Genomic DNA, 16613 nt, shown 5'->3' with positions numbered 1-16613 from the left:
ATATTATGGACTTTATCTGGATTCTGGTTGCATACCTCTGTGGTTTATCACTGAAAATGATTGGCATGCCGCCTCTCATCGGCTTTCTCCTAGCCGGTTTTCTACTTCACTTTTTAGGCGTACAGCCTACCGATAGCCTCGATACATTGGCGGACTTAGGTATCACGCTAATGCTCTTTACGATCGGTTTAAAACTACACCTTGGCGACCTCTTACGCCGTGAAGTCTGGGCCAGTACGCTTAGCCATATGCTGTTATGGGTTGTCCTGTTCGGCTCTTTTGTACTCTTGATGGCCTCAGTGGCGATGCCCTATTACAGCGAGATCGACTTTAAAACGGCCGCGCTAATCGGTTTTGCTCTCAGCTTTAGCAGTACGGTCTGTGTCGTAAAACTCTTAGAAGAAAATGGCGAGATGAAAACCCGCCACGGACAGCTCGCGATTGGCGTACTGGTTATGCAAGACATCGTCGCGGTGCTATTTTTGGTAGCCGCAACCGGTAAGCTCCCCTCTGTTTGGGCACCACTACTACTGGCTCTCGTGTTCGCCAGACCGCTACTGTTTAAGTTGCTAGACAAAGCCGGACACGGAGAGATGCTGCCACTCACAGGCTTTTTCTTCGCCTTAGGAGGCTATGAACTGTTCAACCTGGTGGGCGTCAAGGGCGACCTAGGGGCACTGGTATTTGGTCTGCTGCTAAGCCAGCACCATAAAGCCTCGGAGCTAACCAAGTCGCTGCTTAGCTTTAAAGATCTCTTTTTAATCGGTTTTTTCCTCTCGATTGGCTTTACCGCACTCCCCACCTGGTCGATGCTAGCGACCGCCACGGTCATTGCGCTGTTGATCAGCATTAAATTCTTTCTATTTTTTGTCCTCTTCACCCGCCTTAAATTACGCAGCCGCACCGCCTATCTTGCCTCGCTAGCGTTGAGTAACTTCAGTGAATTTGGTCTTATTGTGGCGGCACTGAGCGTACAGGCCGGCTGGCTAACCCGCGAATGGTTGGTGATTCTCGCACTGGCGGTATCGCTATCCTTTGTTTTAACCAGTGTGGTTTATCCTGCAGCCCACCGCATCTATATCCGCTATAAGGACAACCTCAAACGCTATGAGAGTCCACAGCGATTAGCGGCCGATATTGTACAGCAGCCGCCTCAAGCAACGGTGCTAGTGATTGGTATGGGCCGGGTGGGTAAAAGCGCGTTTAAAGCGCTCCGCACGGTTTTAGATGAGCAGGTTGCAGGACTCGACTCAGATCGATTTCGCGCCTCACAGTTGCAACAGAAAGGTTTAAATGTGTGTTTCGGGGACGGTGAAGATGCCGATTTCTGGGAAAACTTTGACACCTCGGATATTAAGCTGGTTCTATTGGCGCTGCCGTTGGTTGAAGATAGCCGCAATGTCACGGTACAGCTGATCAATGCGGGCTATACCGGGCAAATCGCCGCCATTGCTCGCTTTGAAGACGATCGAGAAGCGCTGATCGCATCTGGTATCGATAAGGTCTTTAACTTCTATAAAGAAGCCGGTTCCGGCTTTGCTGAAGACAGTCTACAGCTGATCTCGCAAAGCACCCAGTCAGCGCCTAAGCACTATCATGCCAATGAAGAAGAGGATGATTGATCCGACCACAAACGCATTGCTCCCCGGCGCAGTGAAATGACATCGACGTCCGCCGGGAGCAACCAATATTACCTTGCTAATAACGCCATTACTGAGGGTTTTAGCTTGAACCATTTCTAGGTCACTACGCTAAAACCCCGTGGCATAACGCCTAACCCTCCTCGCCTAAATCGTGAATCCGCTCAACCCCATTAACGGCGAGCACTCAACAAAGACACCCGAAACAGCGGTTTCAGCCAACGCCATCGGCTCACCAACATCGCCATAAAAATCAAACTGCAGCCACCGAGCTGTAACGGACTCATCACCTCAGCATAGATGATTGCACCCAATAACGCCGCCCACACCGGCTCGAGGGTCATGATCAGCGCTACATGACTCGCCGAGGCCAAGCTTTGAGCATAGGTTTGCAAAGCAAAACGTAAGCTCGTGGCAATCAATGCACTGGCCAACAACCAACTGATAGTCGTAGGACTCAAGCTATCGGGCCACACTTCAAGCCAAGCGGACACGGCAATCCCACCGACGCCTACGATCAATAACTGAATAGCGGTCAGAATCAAGCTGGGCACCACTAGCGCCATTCTCGACACCAACACGAAATGCACCGAAAACAGCAGCGCCGCCCCCAAAAACCAAAACTGTCCTGCGGCCAAGGAGATACCCCCTTCAAGCGATAATAGGCCTAACCCGGCAATAGCAACCGGTAACGATAGCCAGGTACTCAGCTGCGCTCGTTCTCTATAAACCAGCCAAGCCATCACCGGCACTAACACCACGCCCATGCTGGTTATAAATGCCCCCTCACCAAGATGATGGCCCTGATACAACCCCATAATCCAACATAACAGCGCGCCGGTCATCAATACGCCAAGCCCCAACACCGGTACGATCTGACGCTGTTGCAGTAATTTTAAACAGCCGCGGTAACCGGGAATCAACAGAATTAGCCCGGCTAACAGAAAACGAACCCCAATAAAGAGTAAAGGAGGCATCTCTAGTAGCGCCTCTTTTGAAAAGATCCACCCTGCAGCAGCAATCAGGGTGACGAGTAACAGCAGCAGATCCGCTCGGGCTGCAGGCGACAATGGCATATAAACCTCAATAATTAAAAATATAGAGTTTCGCGAAGTAAAAGCAGAAAAAGTTTAAACACATAACGGCCAACCCCGTTACGCATAAACTCTTTATGAAAAAGCCTGCTTAATTGGCTATGAGAGATGAACGTCAACGCATCGATTTTTCCATCTGTTGCAAGCTTTTCTGCGCGATCGTACGGCCTAACTCAATCATCTCTTTGGCTCGATGAAAGTCATAGAAACGACAGGCCTCTTTGGGTATGCCGATCAACAGATCCGGTGGGTAGCCCGCCACTTTATACTTACCCAATGAGGCCTGCATCACTTCAACTGAATTAAGCAATACATCGATACGGCCAGTCGCTTTATGCACGGGATTGTCTTTTAGCGCAGGTTTGCCCTGAACCAACGCACTCTCTGCTGAGGTATCATGCTGCCATTCATCACTAAAGCCAGAACGTTCCAGATAGCGTGTATCGGGCAGCTGCACATGATTACGCTGCTGGTCCGCATTTAGATCGACGGCAATAATCAGATCAGCATGAGCTGCCACGGTGGGTATGATCGGAATCGGATTTAACACCCCACCATCCACCAGCACCCTTTCCTCTTCAATGACTGGGGTAAAAAAGCCAGGCACGGCAATAGAGGCCCTAATGGCATTGAGCATTAAGCCTTTCTGAAACCACACCTCTTTTTGATGGGTTAAATCGGTTGCCACGGCGGTGTAACTAATGGGTAACTCTTCAATTAACGGGTTACCGATGATCTCACGCAGTTTAATCAGTAACCGCTCTCCACGAATGGTGCCTTCACCTCGCAGGGTTAGATCCATCAACTTGAACACATCGATGCGCCTAAGACTGGTCACCCAATCGCGATACTCCTCCAACCGCCCGGCGGCATAGACTCCGCCTACTAGCGCCCCCATAGAGCTGCCAGCAACACAAACGACGTCATAGCCACGTCGATTTAGCTCATCAATCACACCTATGTGGCTATAACCGCGAGCACCTCCGCTACCGAGTACCAGCGATACCGTGGTTTTCATAGATCAGCTCCTTGATTTCCCCGTACCGGCCTATCCAGGCCGATACATTTAGAGTCTCGATATCTGCTGAGTAAACCAGATTAGCGCAGCTGGACCCATAAACCCGACACTAACGGTGCATCAACCGGTAGTGCAGGCCCCACAGGGACCGTTGCTATACGTGCCGGATCAATACCCGCCCCGGTCAGCATAGCAATAAAGGCTTGGGCCGCCCGTGTGCTTTGCTGTAGCTGTTCTTCGAGGGAGACTCCCGTTGCTTTGTTATAGCTACCGATCAATACCTGCTGGGTCGGATTTTGCATCATATAATCTAGCAACGGCTCTGTACTGTCCGGCTCATTCAGCCAGCTAAAACCTCGCTGTTTGATATCGGTGGCCAAGGTATCCGCCGATTGCTGCAAAGGTTGAATAAGATCGAGCTGAACATAACTTCTACGGTTACCCCGCTGCACCGTGTAAAGGGCTAACTGCAAATTACCCAGGCTGGCTGACACAAAAAACTGAGTTCGATCGATACCATATAACTCAGCAACCTCGAAATAGTTATTGGCCCACTGATTACTGCTACCACATTGACGGCTACTGCATTGGAATAGAATGTTTGCCTTTAGTGATCCTAGCAACTCAAGATAATAACGAAACACCTGTTCCGGTGTATGTATGTCGGACACTCGATAGGTAATACGGGTCAGATCACCTTTAATCACCTTACTCTGTTCCGGCGCAATGACCCCCTCAAGTTTTCGCATCGGTCCGGTGGCCAGTTCGTACTCGGGAATCTGCTGTTCATCAAAGCTAACAATCCAGCTCAAAGGAAAGCGGGGAAGCTGCAGTGGATCCCGACTACCCGCGACATCACTCTGCGCCTGTACGGTAAAACTTAACAGCAGTAACCCTAGCGGTAAAAGTGTTCGAATCCTCATTAATATTCCTTATGCTTATTAGCGTACGGTCATGAATAATCTGTGTCGAATAAGGTTAAGCAAACTTAAACTCATTGATCAGTGTAGCAATTTGCCCAACCGCCTGCGCTTCTAGATGTAAATGATGGCCGCCTTTTAATCGTTTTGTGGTGCACTGTTGCAACAATGAGATACGCCGTTCGCTTTGAGGTATACCATTCTCCGCCAAAATCAGCAGGGTATCGGCCGTCACTCGGGTCAGAAAACTCTCCACCTGCGCTTCAGTCATGCGCATAATCGAGGGCAGCATCAGATTAGGATCACTGCGCCAATAAAAGCCATCTTCACGTTCTTCGAGCCCTCTCTCAACCAACCATTTAGCTGCCTGTATATCAACCGGCCAACGACCGTTCATACGCGCGGTGATCGCAATATCCGCATCACGATAGCCTTTCGCCAAGCGCGTCTGCATTCTCACCCGCTTCTTGATCGCCGCGGCTAATTGTTCCGCCGTGTGCTCCGCCTGCGTGACTAAAGGGCCAATGCCTTCGATCAGCACCATCTTTGACACCCGTTCGGGAAAACCGCCGGCCACTAACGTGGCAATGCTGGCGCCCATTGAGTGACCCAGTAGAGAAAACGTCGGTAAACCGAGCTGATCCGCGACGCCAAGAACATCCTGCACATTATCCCAAATATAATAGGGCATCGATGCAGGCCGATGATCGGAAAATCCATGCCCCATCAAATCGAGGGCGATTAAGCGCACACCTTGCAAATGAGGTGCTAAACGGTTAAAGGTAGCCGCGTTATCAAGCCAGCCATGCAATGCCAACACCGGAATGCCGTCCTCAGACCCCCAGCTCTTGGCCGCAATCCGGTGGCCGTTAACGTCAAACTGTAACTCATGTGTTATATCTGTATGCGTCATTGATCCATTAACCCTGAAAATCATCACTGTTGATGCTTAGCTAGCATGTATCAGAATACAAAAATGGGGTAGTATCTTCACTGTTTTTTCTTTTAAAACAGATAGTTTCAAGCCCAGTATAAACTAATCCTATATATTACCCGATCACCGAGGCCCTTGATGAATAACCTTCTATCAAAAATTAAACCACAACAGACGGGTTTATGGCTGCTCGGTTTACTCTTTCTTCCGGCCACCCTTTTCTTTCAACCGAACCTTGGCGGTGAAGGGATGTCAATTTCACACAACATTAGCCTCTGGATAGCCGCTATTCTGGTCATCGCTGGCGCTATGCTGCTGATGCTAAAAACTAAAACATTTAGTTATCCAAAATACTGGCTAGCGATGGCTGCCCTGCCCATCAGCATGATCATACTCGGTTTTATCGTCGATAACTTTCTGCCGACCGAGTGGCTGTTTCGACAACTCTATATTTTTGGCGGCTTTTTGTTTCTCATTGCCCTATTTCAGTTTCGCTTTACCCCGCGGGATGTACAACGAGCATTAATCGTAGTGCTGCTGGCGGGTATTGTTCACGGCCTTTATGGTATCTCCCAGATTATCTGGCCGAATATTCTCACAACCTATATCACTCCGAGCAAACAGATCCCCTACAGTATTTTCCAGCAGATCAATATTCATGCCTCGTTTCAGGCGACGGTATTGATGATCGGCCTTTACCTGCTGAGTCGCCCAGTCAGTTTGAGCCCGCGCCCGCTATTTACGCTGACCCTACTGGCAAGCATTTTTCTTAGCTGCTTTATCGTCGCCTATTCCGGCTCAAGGGTCGGACTGATTGGCGCAACCGCCGGCGTGGTCATACTGATCCTGTGCAACGGTCGTCAATGGCTCAAACGCAAATCACTAACCCTCGCCGTCATACTCACGATCATTGCCGCCCTATTGATGGGCAGCCAAGGGATTGAACGCAGTTCTGGCAAGCTCGGCGACCTCACCTCACTCAATGAAGCCGGCGTGGCACAAAACGGTTCTAATAGCCGTATCAATATCTATAACATATCTCTCGAACTGTTCCGCCAACAGCCACTGAGTGGTTACGGGATCGGTAGCTTCCAAAAAGTTTGGCATGACCAAAAAGTTGATTACTTAAATCGCTTCCCAGACGCCAACCTGCCTCCACAGCGTCTCAGTCATCCCCATAACGAGCTAATGTTCTGGTTGGTCGAGGGTGGCCTGATTGCCATCGCTGGTATATTGATTTCTGTGCTAGCTATTCTGTATGCTGCCTGCCAATGCGGCTGGCGTCGTGGCTTAAGTTATACGGCGTTGCTGCTACCGATTGGTTTACATACTCAGGTGGAGCTGCCCTTCTATATCAGCAATATCCCGTGGTTTTTACTGCTATTCCTGAGTTTTGTCATACTCCACCACAGCCGCCGTACTAAGCCGCTCACATTAAGCCGTTCGGCAGAGATCACTACCGGGGTTGCGGCCATCAGTCTGGCGGTGATTGTGACCGGGGTAATGTTACAAACCATACAGGCGAATAGCAGTGTGATCCGTTTCCTCAAAGGGCGGATGACAGAACCCGCACTACTCCAACCAGCACTTAGCAATCCGTTCTTCAGGGATTCAGCCGAGCTCTACCTTATGCGCACCCTGCTGTTACGTGAACTCAATGCACACCAAGGGCGATTTGCACCGCAGTTTATCGCCTGGGCAGTGCCCTATATTGAGTACACGCCGATTCCTCAGCTGTATATTGATCTATCCCGCGCCTATCTGGCCACCGGCGATAAAGACAATGCGATCAATATCATTGATGCGGGTCTGGCCCGCTATCCAAAGATACCATCACTGCTTGAAAGTGCCCGCTTAATTAAAGACGCTGCGGCGGGGATGTCGGAAATAAAACCAGTGGCGAAGACCGCCGTTACCACGACAGCAACGACTGAAGCCGTCGTAAGCCCCAGCGTGGCTAGCGCACCATCATCTGCAGTTGCCCCAGCCCTGCGGCAGGAAACGCCAGCTCAATAACGGCCAGCGCACCCGGTAACATGGGTTCCGGGCGTAATAGGTTGCCGTCACACAGCAGCGAAACCAACTGACCTATCAAGGGTTGATGGGTCACCAGCATCAATGTGCTATCGGCTTGCAGAGCCAGCCAGTCCACTAGTTGCTGAGGTGATGATTCAGGTGTTAATAGCGCCAAAGATTCACACACCGCCGGTTGCTGGTCTTGCACCAACTGAGCGGTTTGACAGGTACGTAGGTAGGGACTATGGACAATCCGCTCCAGTCCGGCAAGACTGCCTGAATGCTGTTTAAGCATCTGTTGCACTCGCAGCCGCCCCTGCTCCGTCAAATGCCGCTGGACATCACTCGGGGCGTCATAGCCCGCCTCACCGTGGCGCAATAACAGTAATCGCATTAACAATCATTGTCCCGTGGTAGGACAAACTCCACATCGCTGCTTTGGGTATTGAGCATCATCATTTTAGCGACCTGAGAGACTGGCGCGCCATTAAAAACGACCTCATAAAGACCGCAAACCAACGGCATATAGATCTCCAATTGATCGGCCTTCTCTTTGACGTAACGCAGCGTGTTAACACCCTCGGCAACTTCACCAAGTGAGGCAACCGCCTCATCCAACGTTTTGCCCTCACCTAGCGCATAGCCAACCCGGTAATTACGACTCAGAGGCGATGAGCAGGTAACGATCAGATCGCCAACACCGGCCAACCCCAGAAAGGTCATCGGATTCGCCCCCAGTTGTACGGCAAAACGGCTCATCTCAGCCAGACTTCGCGTCATCAGCATACTTTTGGTATTTTCACCCATGCCCAACGCAGCGCTGAGTCCTGAGGCGATAGCGTAGATATTTTTCAGTGTGCCACCGAGTTCAACGCCGTACATATCGGTACTGGCATAGATACGGAAAAAGGCACAATGCAGAATATCCTGTACCGCTGTGCGAACCTCTTCACTATCACTGGCAATCACCGTCGCGGTGAGTTGCTTCTGGGCAATCTCTTTCGCGAGGTTAGGTCCGCTGATCACCCCAATAGGGTTATCGGGTAACTCCGCAGCTAGAATCTGACTCATCAAGCTAAAGGTTTTCGCTTCAATGCCCTTAGTCGTACTGACGATGATCTGATCCACTGTCATAAATGGTTTGGCTTGGCGGATAACCTCACGAAACGATTGGCTCGGGATTGAGACAAATACAATTTTGGCGCCGCTCAACGCTTGCGCCAGATCCGCCGTCGCCGTTACCTGTTCAGATATCGAGCAACCGGGCAAATATCGACTGTTTTCATGGTTGCGATTGATCTCTTCCGCTCGCCCGGCATCGCGCATCCACAGGCTTACATCCACCCCTTTACTGCCAATCAGGTTTGCTATCACAGTACCGAAGCTACCGCCGCCAAGTACTGAAACTTTTACCCTGTCCGTCATCAGAGATTCCTTACATGTATTCAAAGCGTTGTATAAAAAATATGCTTAAAGAAACCGTTCTTTAAGCAGAACCTAGCAGGGCGTTATTATTCAGATCGCTGATTGTGCTTATCATCCAACGAATCTAATAGTTTATTCACCCCAAGAAATAAAAATTTAACCATAAAGTAGCCCACTACCGCCAACAGGCCAAACAGCATCGCCAATGAGATATCGCCGGTACGTTGATAACCACTGACCGCAATAAACACAAAGAACAAGCTCACAACAATCGACAACACCTGACTAATCAGGCCAGTTTTATGTTTATCCATAGGGTCCTCTTTATTCCTGATAGTCATCTTTATCGCTCTTCTGCTGCGGGCCAAGCACGGCCAGACTCACCCATCAGGATGAGCAGCTAAGCGAAATATTTTTACCCCACTGCGGGGTTGCTTGATTGTATTGACTCAAGGGTGCATCGAAGGGGGTCTTTAACGCCCCATAAAGCCGAGCAAGATCCGTAAAGTCACCAAGCTCAGCCCGTTCAATCACCTGCTGCGCCAGATAGTTACGCAGTATAACCCGAGGATTGTGTTGTGCCATTATCACCGTAGCATTACCCTCGAGACGGTCAACATAGTCACCGAACCAAGGGGTGAAATCCGCAGCCCCAGCCAATAACGTGGTTAACGGTTCGATTTCGCCATCAAGCGCCTGCTCGAGAGCAATAAAAGCGTCATTATAATCCGCTTTTTGTTGTTCCAGTAGCTGTAAAAAGCGGCTAATCAGGTCGCCATCCTGAGTTGTTTTGCCCAGCATACCTAACCGCAGCTTCATCCGTTCGGTATAAGCTATGGCATAAATCGGCTGAAAACGTTGTAACGCCGCTTCAAGGTCGGCCTGTTTAACCAAGCCACTCAAGCTTTGTGCCAAACAGACACAGTTCCACATCGCGATTGAGGGTTGTTGCTGATATGCATAGCGACCGCGTTCATCCGAGCGGTTGCAAATATAATCGGGTTGGTAATCATCAAGAAAACCAAAGGGACCATAATCGAGCGTCACACCGATAATCGACATATTATCGGTGTTCATCACTCCATGGCAAAAGCCTAGTGCCTGCCAACGCGCCAACAACTGTGCCGTACGCTCAACCACCTCGGTGTACATGGCTAAATAAGGGTTTGCTTGTTCTGCTGCATGGGGGTAATGATGCTCAATCACAAAGTCAGCCAACTGCTTTAACTGTTCTGGCTGGCGACTGTAGTAATAATATTCAAAATGTCCAAAGCGTATATGGCTGGGGCTCATTCGCACCATTGAAGCACCAAACTCGATTGATTCGCGATAGATCTGGGTTTCACTACCGATAATACAAAGCGCTCGGGTGGTGGGTACATCGAGGGCTGCCAAAGCTTCACTGGCGAGGTATTCTCTAATCACCGAACGCAGCGCTGCACGGCCATCACCATGGCGTGAGTAAGGCGTCTTACCGCTACCTTTAAGCTGCAACTCCCACCGCTGACCGTCACTACCGGCAATATCGCCGAGTAACACTGCACGACCATCTCCCAGCTGTGGCGTGTAACCACCGAACTGATGCCCGGAATAAACCGATGCCAGAGGATCACTGCCGCTGAGTAGCCGCTGACCGCTAAAATACTCACTCAATTGCTGCGCTGACGCTTGGCAGGGATCTAGCCCGATCAACGCGGCAGCCTCAGTACTGAAAGCAACCAAGTGAGGATTTTTAAGCGGCTGTGGCGTCACCGACTGATAGAACGGTGCAGGCAACTGCCGAAAGCGGTTTTCTAGTTGCAATTGATCCAAGCCAGCCCATTTCATCATCACCTACCGCCGTCAAGGTTAAACCGCTTCAAGCAGATTGGGGTCCGGATAGACACACTTCATTTTCACTCCCGCTACCTCTTCGATCTCAGGTAATAGGAAGGCATCATCCTCAGTCGCAAAACTGATAGAAGTGCCGGTAGAACCTGCGCGACCAGTACGGCCAATACGGTGAACATAATCATCCGCATCTTCCGGCAGTGCGTAGTTGATCACATGACTAACACCGTCGACATGAATCCCTCGGCCCGCCACGTCGGTGGCGACCAGAATATTGATTCTGCCACTACGGAAATCATCCAGTGTTTTAACCCGCTTTTGCTGGGTGATCTCACCGGACATCAAGGCAGCTTTTAAGCCATCTTTCTGTAACCGCTCAGCTAGCCGACGCGTTTCGTCACGACGATTACCAAACACGATAACCCGCTCCAACTGATTCAGCTGCATAAAGTTACGCAGCAAGCGGTATTTATCCTGACGTGAAACGAGATACACCAACTGCTCCACCGAATCGGTACTCTTTTGCTCTGGGGCGATCTCGATCACCTTAGCATCCACCGTCCATTGACGGGCGAGACTCATCACATCATCGGTAAAGGTGGCACTGTAAAGCAAGGTTTGACGATCACCTTTACGCGGGGTATGGCGAATAATAGTACGTACATCGGGAATAAAGCCCATACTCAGCATTCGATCGGCTTCATCAAGCACCATCACTTCCACATCACCGAGGTCGACATCAGATGAACGTACGAAATCGATCAAACGGCCCGGCGTCGCTACTAGAATATCGACTGGACGCGCCGCCAGCTGTTTACGCTGACGGTCGTAATCCATCCCGCCCACCAAGGCGACCACACCGATATCGGCATACTTACCCATCTCTTCTGCATCCGATGCAATCTGTAATGCGAGTTCGCGGGTCGGTGCAATAATGAGCGCCCGGGGCACCCCTTTAGCCGCTTTATATTCCAGCGGGTAATCCAGCAAATCGGTAATAATACTGATCAGAAAGGCCGCTGTTTTACCGGTACCGGTCTGGGCCTTACCAATAATATCCCGACCTTCAAGTGATTCGATCAGCGTTGCCGCCTGAATATCAGAACAATATTCAAAATTTAAGTCCGCAATCGCGTGCATCACATCATCAGGCAGATCGAAATCATGGAAACGCTGCTTCCCTTCCACCGGCGCTACGGCAAAATCCTCACGGCGCCAGCTTTTAGTCTGAGACGGGCCTGAGGTTTTGCTCTCACGGGTTTGCTGTCGCTTATGATCGCCACTACTGGATGTATTACGCGCGGCATTACCTGTTTGACTCTCATTGGGCACGGTTGCGGGTAGTACGGGTGTCGTCTCCGACGTTTCTATACTGGCAGACGGCGTCGCGTCTGATGGCTTAAATATTTTCTTTAACAAAGTCATACCTTATCCGCTTAAGCGAACGGTTAGCTAATATTTCGTCGAAATGGCGGCAATGAGTCGAGTAATTGTCGACCGTAACGTTTAGTCACAACACGTCGATCCAGCAATACGATGCGTCCTCTATCCTGCTCAGTTCGCAGCAGCCGTCCAGCAGCCTGAGTTAAGCGCACCGATGCCATCGGCACTGACCATTCCATAAAAGGGTTTCCACCTTGCTGCTGTATCCATTCAGCCATAGTGGCATCCACCGGATCATCCGGCACACTAAAGGGGATCTTGGTGATAATAACTTCCGTCAAATAGTCACCGGGAAGATCAACTCCCTCAGTAAAAGAAGCGAGACCGAAGATAACACTCCCTCGCCCCTCATCAATTTCGGCCTTATGACGTTTCAGAATCTCATTTTTACTGAAATCGCCCTGCGACAGCACCCTATTGTTGAGCTTTTCGTCGAGACTGGCAAGCACTGATCTCATTTGCCGCCATGAGCTGAACAATACCAGTGTACCGGTATCAGTTTTTAAATGATTATTAAGATAATCGGTAACCGCTTGGGTATGTAATTCAGGGTCATTCGCTTCAACTTTCATCGGCGGGACATAGAGTTCCGCTGCATTATAATGATCGAAAGGGCTGGCTAAGCTAAAACAGGGGGTATCGGCGGGTAAGCCTAGATCAGCTAAAACCCGATCAAAACGCCCCAACGCCGTTAATGTCGCCGAAGTCACCACCGCTGCATAACAGTGCTGCCACAGATTCATATGTAACATCTGCGCCGCCGACACGGGGGCAGTACTGCATTCAAAGTCATACCCTTGGGCGGTTTCCACCAAGCTGATCCAACGTGCCGTTGGCGTACTATTCTCAGCGTCCACATGCCCCATCGAACGCCCTAGGCCAGTGATGTTTTGCATTCTCGACACCATCATGCCAACCCGGGGATACCACATTTCGGCGGCCTGACGGTCAATACTGCCATCGCCATCCAACGACTCTTTCAGGAGATCTAGGATCATCTCCATCTTAGTGCCCATCCGAGCCGCTAGGTGCTCTACCTGTAAACCAAACTGCTTAACCTCATCAGGCACCACGCCACTCGGGTAACGGTAGCGTTCTTTAGGTCGGGTAAAGGCATCACTCAATAAGATCGGCCGGATCAGTTCGGCCCAGTTATTCAACACCACCTGCAAATCTTCCATCGGCTTACGCTGGTGCTCAATGTAATCACGCATTAATTGCGGATTCCCGCTTTGATCGAGCATTTTATCCAGCTGTTTAATCGTGCCGGATAACCAACGTTCGGTGGACTTAAGCCGCAAGTTAAAGGAGAAGTGACCGCTGGCCTTATCAGATAAATGGTGACCTTCATCGAAGATATAAATGGTCTCAGACGGATCCGGCAGGATAGCACCACCGCCTAACGCTAAATCGGCCAGCACGATATCATGGTTGGCGATCACACACTCGACCTGATCAAGGTCTTTACGGGCTTTGAAAAAGCTACAGGCGGAAAAATTACTGCAACGACGATTGGTACACTGCAGATGATCACTGGTGAGCGGATACCAATCCTGTTCACTGATATCCTGACTCAGGTTATCGCGATCACCATCCCAGCGACCTGAGGCAAACTCATTTAATAGGCTCTTATAGAACTCGGCGGTTTCACCATCGATACGTAGCGCTTGCTCATCTTCATACAGCGCCTGCTGACCGGATGCCCCGTGGGCATCGAGATGCTGCTCCGCCTTACTGATACAGAAATAGCGGCCGCGCCCCTTGGCCAAGCCATAGGTGACAGACAATCCCGCATGTTCCGCCACCTCAGGAAGATCCTTATTAAGCAGCTGTTCTTGCAAAGCCACCGTCGCGGTGGAAAGCACTACCTTTTTACCCTTTGCTTTAGCGATCGGCAGAACCGCCAATAAATAGCCAATGGTTTTACCGGTACCGGTGCCCGCCTCAATGACGCTCACATGCTTTTCACCCAAGCGGTGGGATTTGTCATCCTCCATAATGGCGCCAAGCACTTTCGCAACCTCTGCAATCATCTGCTTTTGCCCCATACGCGGCTTAAGCTGACGGCTCTCAAGAAAGCGTCTATACGCCCCCTGTATCTCTTTTTTTATCTCTTCTGAAAGCACCTGACTGCCCTAATACACCGTAACGACGGACATTCTAGCAATAATACTGGATAAATAGACAGAAAAATGTTTACAAAGCCAGAATACTGTATATAGTTACAGCTACTGGATAAAAACACAGAGTTCATCATGAAACTGACACAACGCCAAACAGATGTACTTGAATGCATTAAACACTGCATCAGCACCACCGGCTATCCGCCTACTCGGGCAGATATCGCTAAAGCGCTGGGGTTTAAATCAGCTAACGCCGCCGAAGAGCACCTCAAAGCATTGGCCCGTAAAGGAGCCATTGAGATGATCCCCGGCACCTCCCGCGGCATTCGAATCCCTGGATTTGATGACGAAGACCCTGGTTTGCCGGTTGTCGGTCAAGTCGCGGCGGGTGAGCCGATTCTGGCACAGGAAAACGTCGAAGAGCGCATTACTATCGCCTCAGACTTTTTCCACCCGCCAGCCGACTACCTACTTCGGGTGCGTGGCACCAGCATGAAGAACGTCGGCATTATGGATGGCGACTTACTGGCAGTGCACCAGTGTCAGGCGGCTAAAGACGGCGAAATTGTGGTTGCCCGAATAGATAATGATGTCACCGTCAAACGCTTTAAACGAAAAGGTAATCTTGTCTACCTAATCGCTGAGAATGAAGAGTTCGAACCCATTGTGGTCGATCTGCAGAAGCAGGAACTTTCCATTGAAGGTCTCGGTGTTGGGGTTATCAGAAGAGGACAGTAATCATGTTGCACGCAGTTAGCAGTCTCAACAGCTCAGATTCCGTACTGCCCGGTTTTATTCGTCCGGTCGCCGTACCATCAAACCACCCGGAACTGGCCGGCAAGGTAACGGAAATTGTTTTGCAAGGCAGTGATTTTGGGCAAATGACCATGCTACTGCCACTCTTAGCACAACTCAGTAAAGATGATCGTTGGTTTGCTTGGATAGCACCGCCGGCATCTCTACCGAAGAGCTTACTTGAAGCTGCCGGCATCGACCTCAAGAAGGTGATGCTGCTGCAACCTGATCAAGGCCACTCAACCTATCAATTGGCCTGCCAAGCTCTCAAAGCTGGCACTTGCCATGCGGTTATCAGCTGGCCCGGCGTACTCAGCAATGAAGAACTCAGCGGCCTCGAAGCTGCGGCGGTTAACGGTAAAAGCCATGGTATCGTGATCCGTGATCGCCGACTCGCTTAAGCCAAATATACAGCAAAAAAAACAGCGCCTCGGCGCTGTTTTTTTAATGGATAATCCTTGGCTGATCCGGCGAATCCACGTCAAACTCAGCGTCGGGATCATTCTCCAACCCAAGTCCTGCGTCATCCCCATTCGCCGATGCCTTGACGCTCATATCAGAAATCATATGGATACCCGCTGTTAGCATCACCTTAGCGACATCAATGCACTCTTCATCAAGCTGCTCTCTGACATCGTCCGAGAAGCTGATCCGCATAATAGGCTCATCATTGGAATCAGCACGACGCAGCGCAATCTGACCATCATCCAACTCAATTATTTCCAAAAACATATTAGACATATTTTTCTCAACTCGGCTCAAATACGTGAACGAAACCACCGGTGTGAAGCACTACGCTTAGAAGCCTCGGCCTCAGAAACCCTTCAACCACCGATGCTTCTCTCCTCTTTTACCACTCCTGCATACCATTACGCATACGTTCGACCAGTGCCTTAAATTCGCTAAACCAGCGCTGGTATTCGCTGAGTATATCGCCATCTTCAGCATGGTCCGGATTAATCTGCATCACGTGTATCTCAGAGACACTTTCGGCTTTGCCTTGCGATTGCTGATGGTCTTCCGCTCGCCAGCAGGCTTTATACGCGGCAAGCAACTGATGCAACCAACTGTCAGTATCATTATGTAACTGTTGCAGTTCGGCGACTTCAGGTGCTTCCAACCCCTGCGCCTCCATCTGCTGCGTTAGCTGACTGAGCTTACTAATCCGGTTAGCATCAAAACTGTATTGTTCAGCGATCTCTCTGAGCAATGAACTGTATGCCGACACCATATGAAACAATACCGACTCATTATAGGATTCAATCAACGCATGCTTACTCCAGCCGGTCGATTCCTGAGCCACCTTCAGCGCATCCAAATGGATGCGGGTAAAGTTTAATTTCTGGTTGGTACGGGTTAAATACACACCGCTCAT

16 protein-coding genes are annotated in these 16613 nt (G+C 50.2%); 4 read left to right on the top strand and 12 right to left on the bottom strand.

The features are described 5' to 3' along the window. Positions 1-5 precede the first annotated feature (5 nt). Positions 6-1622, top strand: a complete 1617-nt coding sequence (locus AC0L4K_RS08760; protein ID WP_473268971.1) for a cation:proton antiporter domain-containing protein — start codon at positions 6-8, stop codon at positions 1620-1622. A gap of 191 nt (positions 1623-1813) precedes the next feature. On the opposite strand, the gene AC0L4K_RS08755 is transcribed toward AC0L4K_RS08760, so the two are convergent. The 4 genes from AC0L4K_RS08755 to AC0L4K_RS08740 form a co-directional block, all read right to left on the bottom strand. Beyond that, on the bottom strand, positions 1814-2716 hold the full coding sequence (locus AC0L4K_RS08755; protein ID WP_473268970.1) for a DMT family transporter: 903 nt from the start codon (positions 2714-2716) through the stop codon (positions 1814-1816). 133 nt (positions 2717-2849) lie between these two features. Beyond that, a complete protein-coding gene (locus AC0L4K_RS08750; RefSeq protein ID WP_473268969.1) occupies positions 2850-3752 on the bottom strand; it encodes a patatin-like phospholipase family protein in 903 nt (300 codons plus the stop codon). Between the two features lie 80 nt (positions 3753-3832). Then, complete coding sequence (locus AC0L4K_RS08745; RefSeq protein ID WP_473268968.1) at positions 3833-4675, bottom strand: DUF4892 domain-containing protein; 843 nt, start codon at positions 4673-4675, stop codon at positions 3833-3835. A 55-nt stretch (positions 4676-4730) separates the two neighbouring features. Next, positions 4731-5585 carry an alpha/beta fold hydrolase gene (locus AC0L4K_RS08740; protein WP_473268967.1) on the bottom strand — a complete coding sequence of 285 codons (855 nt, stop codon included), beginning with the start codon at positions 5583-5585 and terminating at the stop codon, positions 4731-4733. A gap of 159 nt (positions 5586-5744) precedes the next feature. On the opposite strand from AC0L4K_RS08740, the gene AC0L4K_RS08735 reads away from it, so the two are divergent. After that, a complete protein-coding gene (locus AC0L4K_RS08735) occupies positions 5745-7622 on the top strand; it encodes a PglL family O-oligosaccharyltransferase (protein ID WP_473268966.1) in 1878 nt (625 codons plus the stop codon). On the opposite strand, the gene sixA is transcribed toward AC0L4K_RS08735, so the two are convergent. The 6 genes from sixA to dinG form a co-directional block, all read right to left on the bottom strand. Beyond that, positions 7564-8016, bottom strand: a complete 453-nt coding sequence (gene sixA, locus AC0L4K_RS08730; protein WP_473268965.1) for a phosphohistidine phosphatase SixA — start codon at positions 8014-8016, stop codon at positions 7564-7566. The two genes, AC0L4K_RS08735 and sixA, sit on opposite strands and share 59 nt — an antisense overlap. Further along, the gene (locus tag AC0L4K_RS08725; RefSeq protein WP_417224459.1) at positions 8016-9047 is read right to left on the bottom strand and encodes an NAD(P)H-dependent glycerol-3-phosphate dehydrogenase; all 1032 of its coding nucleotides are present in this window, start codon (positions 9045-9047) and stop codon (positions 8016-8018) included. Before AC0L4K_RS08725 ends, sixA begins: the two co-directional genes overlap by 1 nt. A gap of 86 nt (positions 9048-9133) precedes the next feature. Further along, a complete protein-coding gene (locus AC0L4K_RS08720; protein ID WP_417224457.1) occupies positions 9134-9361 on the bottom strand; it encodes a hypothetical protein in 228 nt (75 codons plus the stop codon). A 73-nt stretch (positions 9362-9434) separates the two neighbouring features. Beyond that, positions 9435-10877 carry a protein adenylyltransferase SelO gene (locus AC0L4K_RS08715; protein ID WP_473268964.1) on the bottom strand — a complete coding sequence of 481 codons (1443 nt, stop codon included), beginning with the start codon at positions 10875-10877 and terminating at the stop codon, positions 9435-9437. Between the two features lie 18 nt (positions 10878-10895). Then, positions 10896-12302 (bottom strand): ATP-dependent RNA helicase RhlB, encoded by a 1407-nt coding sequence (gene rhlB, locus AC0L4K_RS08710; protein ID WP_473268963.1) that lies wholly within the window; start codon positions 12300-12302, stop codon positions 10896-10898. A gap of 23 nt (positions 12303-12325) precedes the next feature. Further along, entirely contained in the window at positions 12326-14446 is a 2121-nt protein-coding gene (gene dinG / locus AC0L4K_RS08705) for an ATP-dependent DNA helicase DinG (protein WP_417224453.1), read from the bottom strand. Positions 14447-14575: 129 nt separating this feature from the next. Here dinG and lexA point away from each other — a divergent pair, with 129 nt between their 5' ends. Together lexA and AC0L4K_RS08695 are read left to right on the top strand one after the other, a co-directional pair. Further along, positions 14576-15181 (top strand): transcriptional repressor LexA, encoded by a 606-nt coding sequence (lexA, locus tag AC0L4K_RS08700; RefSeq protein ID WP_473268962.1) that lies wholly within the window; start codon positions 14576-14578, stop codon positions 15179-15181. A 2-nt stretch (positions 15182-15183) separates the two neighbouring features. Beyond that, positions 15184-15639: a cell division inhibitor SulA gene (locus AC0L4K_RS08695; RefSeq protein ID WP_417224452.1), complete on the top strand. Its 456-nt coding sequence runs from the start codon at positions 15184-15186 to the stop codon at positions 15637-15639. Positions 15640-15682: 43 nt separating this feature from the next. On the opposite strand, the gene AC0L4K_RS08690 is transcribed toward AC0L4K_RS08695, so the two are convergent. Together AC0L4K_RS08690 and AC0L4K_RS08685 are read right to left on the bottom strand one after the other, a co-directional pair. After that, positions 15683-15979, bottom strand: coding sequence for a hypothetical protein (locus AC0L4K_RS08690; RefSeq protein WP_417224450.1), 297 nt, complete (start codon positions 15977-15979; stop codon positions 15683-15685). Positions 15980-16088: 109 nt separating this feature from the next. Next, a complete protein-coding gene (locus AC0L4K_RS08685; RefSeq protein WP_417224448.1) occupies positions 16089-16613 on the bottom strand; it encodes a DUF6586 family protein in 525 nt (174 codons plus the stop codon).

This window comes from Amphritea sp. GJ51-11 (assembly GCF_055808735.1).
Note: the sequence above shows the minus strand (reverse complement) of the source record. Positions and strands in the feature narration are given on the sequence as shown.

Coding starts and splice junctions, on each gene's coding strand:
- AC0L4K_RS08760 (WP_473268971.1), top strand. CDS start 6: ATGGACTTTATCTGGATTCTGGTTGCATACCTCTGTGGTTTATCACTG.
- AC0L4K_RS08755 (WP_473268970.1), bottom strand. CDS start 2,716: ATGCCATTGTCGCCTGCAGCCCGAGCGGATCTGCTGCTGTTACTCGTC.
- AC0L4K_RS08750 (WP_473268969.1), bottom strand. CDS start 3,752: ATGAAAACCACGGTATCGCTGGTACTCGGTAGCGGAGGTGCTCGCGGT.
- AC0L4K_RS08745 (WP_473268968.1), bottom strand. CDS start 4,675: ATGAGGATTCGAACACTTTTACCGCTAGGGTTACTGCTGTTAAGTTTT.
- AC0L4K_RS08740 (WP_473268967.1), bottom strand. CDS start 5,585: ATGACGCATACAGATATAACACATGAGTTACAGTTTGACGTTAACGGC.
- AC0L4K_RS08735 (WP_473268966.1), top strand. CDS start 5,745: ATGAATAACCTTCTATCAAAAATTAAACCACAACAGACGGGTTTATGG.
- sixA (WP_473268965.1), bottom strand. CDS start 8,016: ATGCGATTACTGTTATTGCGCCACGGTGAGGCGGGCTATGACGCCCCG.
- AC0L4K_RS08725 (WP_417224459.1), bottom strand. CDS start 9,047: ATGACGGACAGGGTAAAAGTTTCAGTACTTGGCGGCGGTAGCTTCGGT.
- AC0L4K_RS08720 (WP_417224457.1), bottom strand. CDS start 9,361: ATGGATAAACATAAAACTGGCCTGATTAGTCAGGTGTTGTCGATTGTT.
- AC0L4K_RS08715 (WP_473268964.1), bottom strand. CDS start 10,877: ATGATGAAATGGGCTGGCTTGGATCAATTGCAACTAGAAAACCGCTTT.
- rhlB (WP_473268963.1), bottom strand. CDS start 12,302: ATGACTTTGTTAAAGAAAATATTTAAGCCATCAGACGCGACGCCGTCT.
- lexA (WP_473268962.1), top strand. CDS start 14,576: ATGAAACTGACACAACGCCAAACAGATGTACTTGAATGCATTAAACAC.
- AC0L4K_RS08695 (WP_417224452.1), top strand. CDS start 15,184: ATGTTGCACGCAGTTAGCAGTCTCAACAGCTCAGATTCCGTACTGCCC.
- AC0L4K_RS08690 (WP_417224450.1), bottom strand. CDS start 15,979: ATGTCTAATATGTTTTTGGAAATAATTGAGTTGGATGATGGTCAGATT.
- AC0L4K_RS08685 (WP_417224448.1), bottom strand. CDS start 16,613: ATGAGCGGTGTGTATTTAACCCGTACCAACCAGAAATTAAACTTTACC.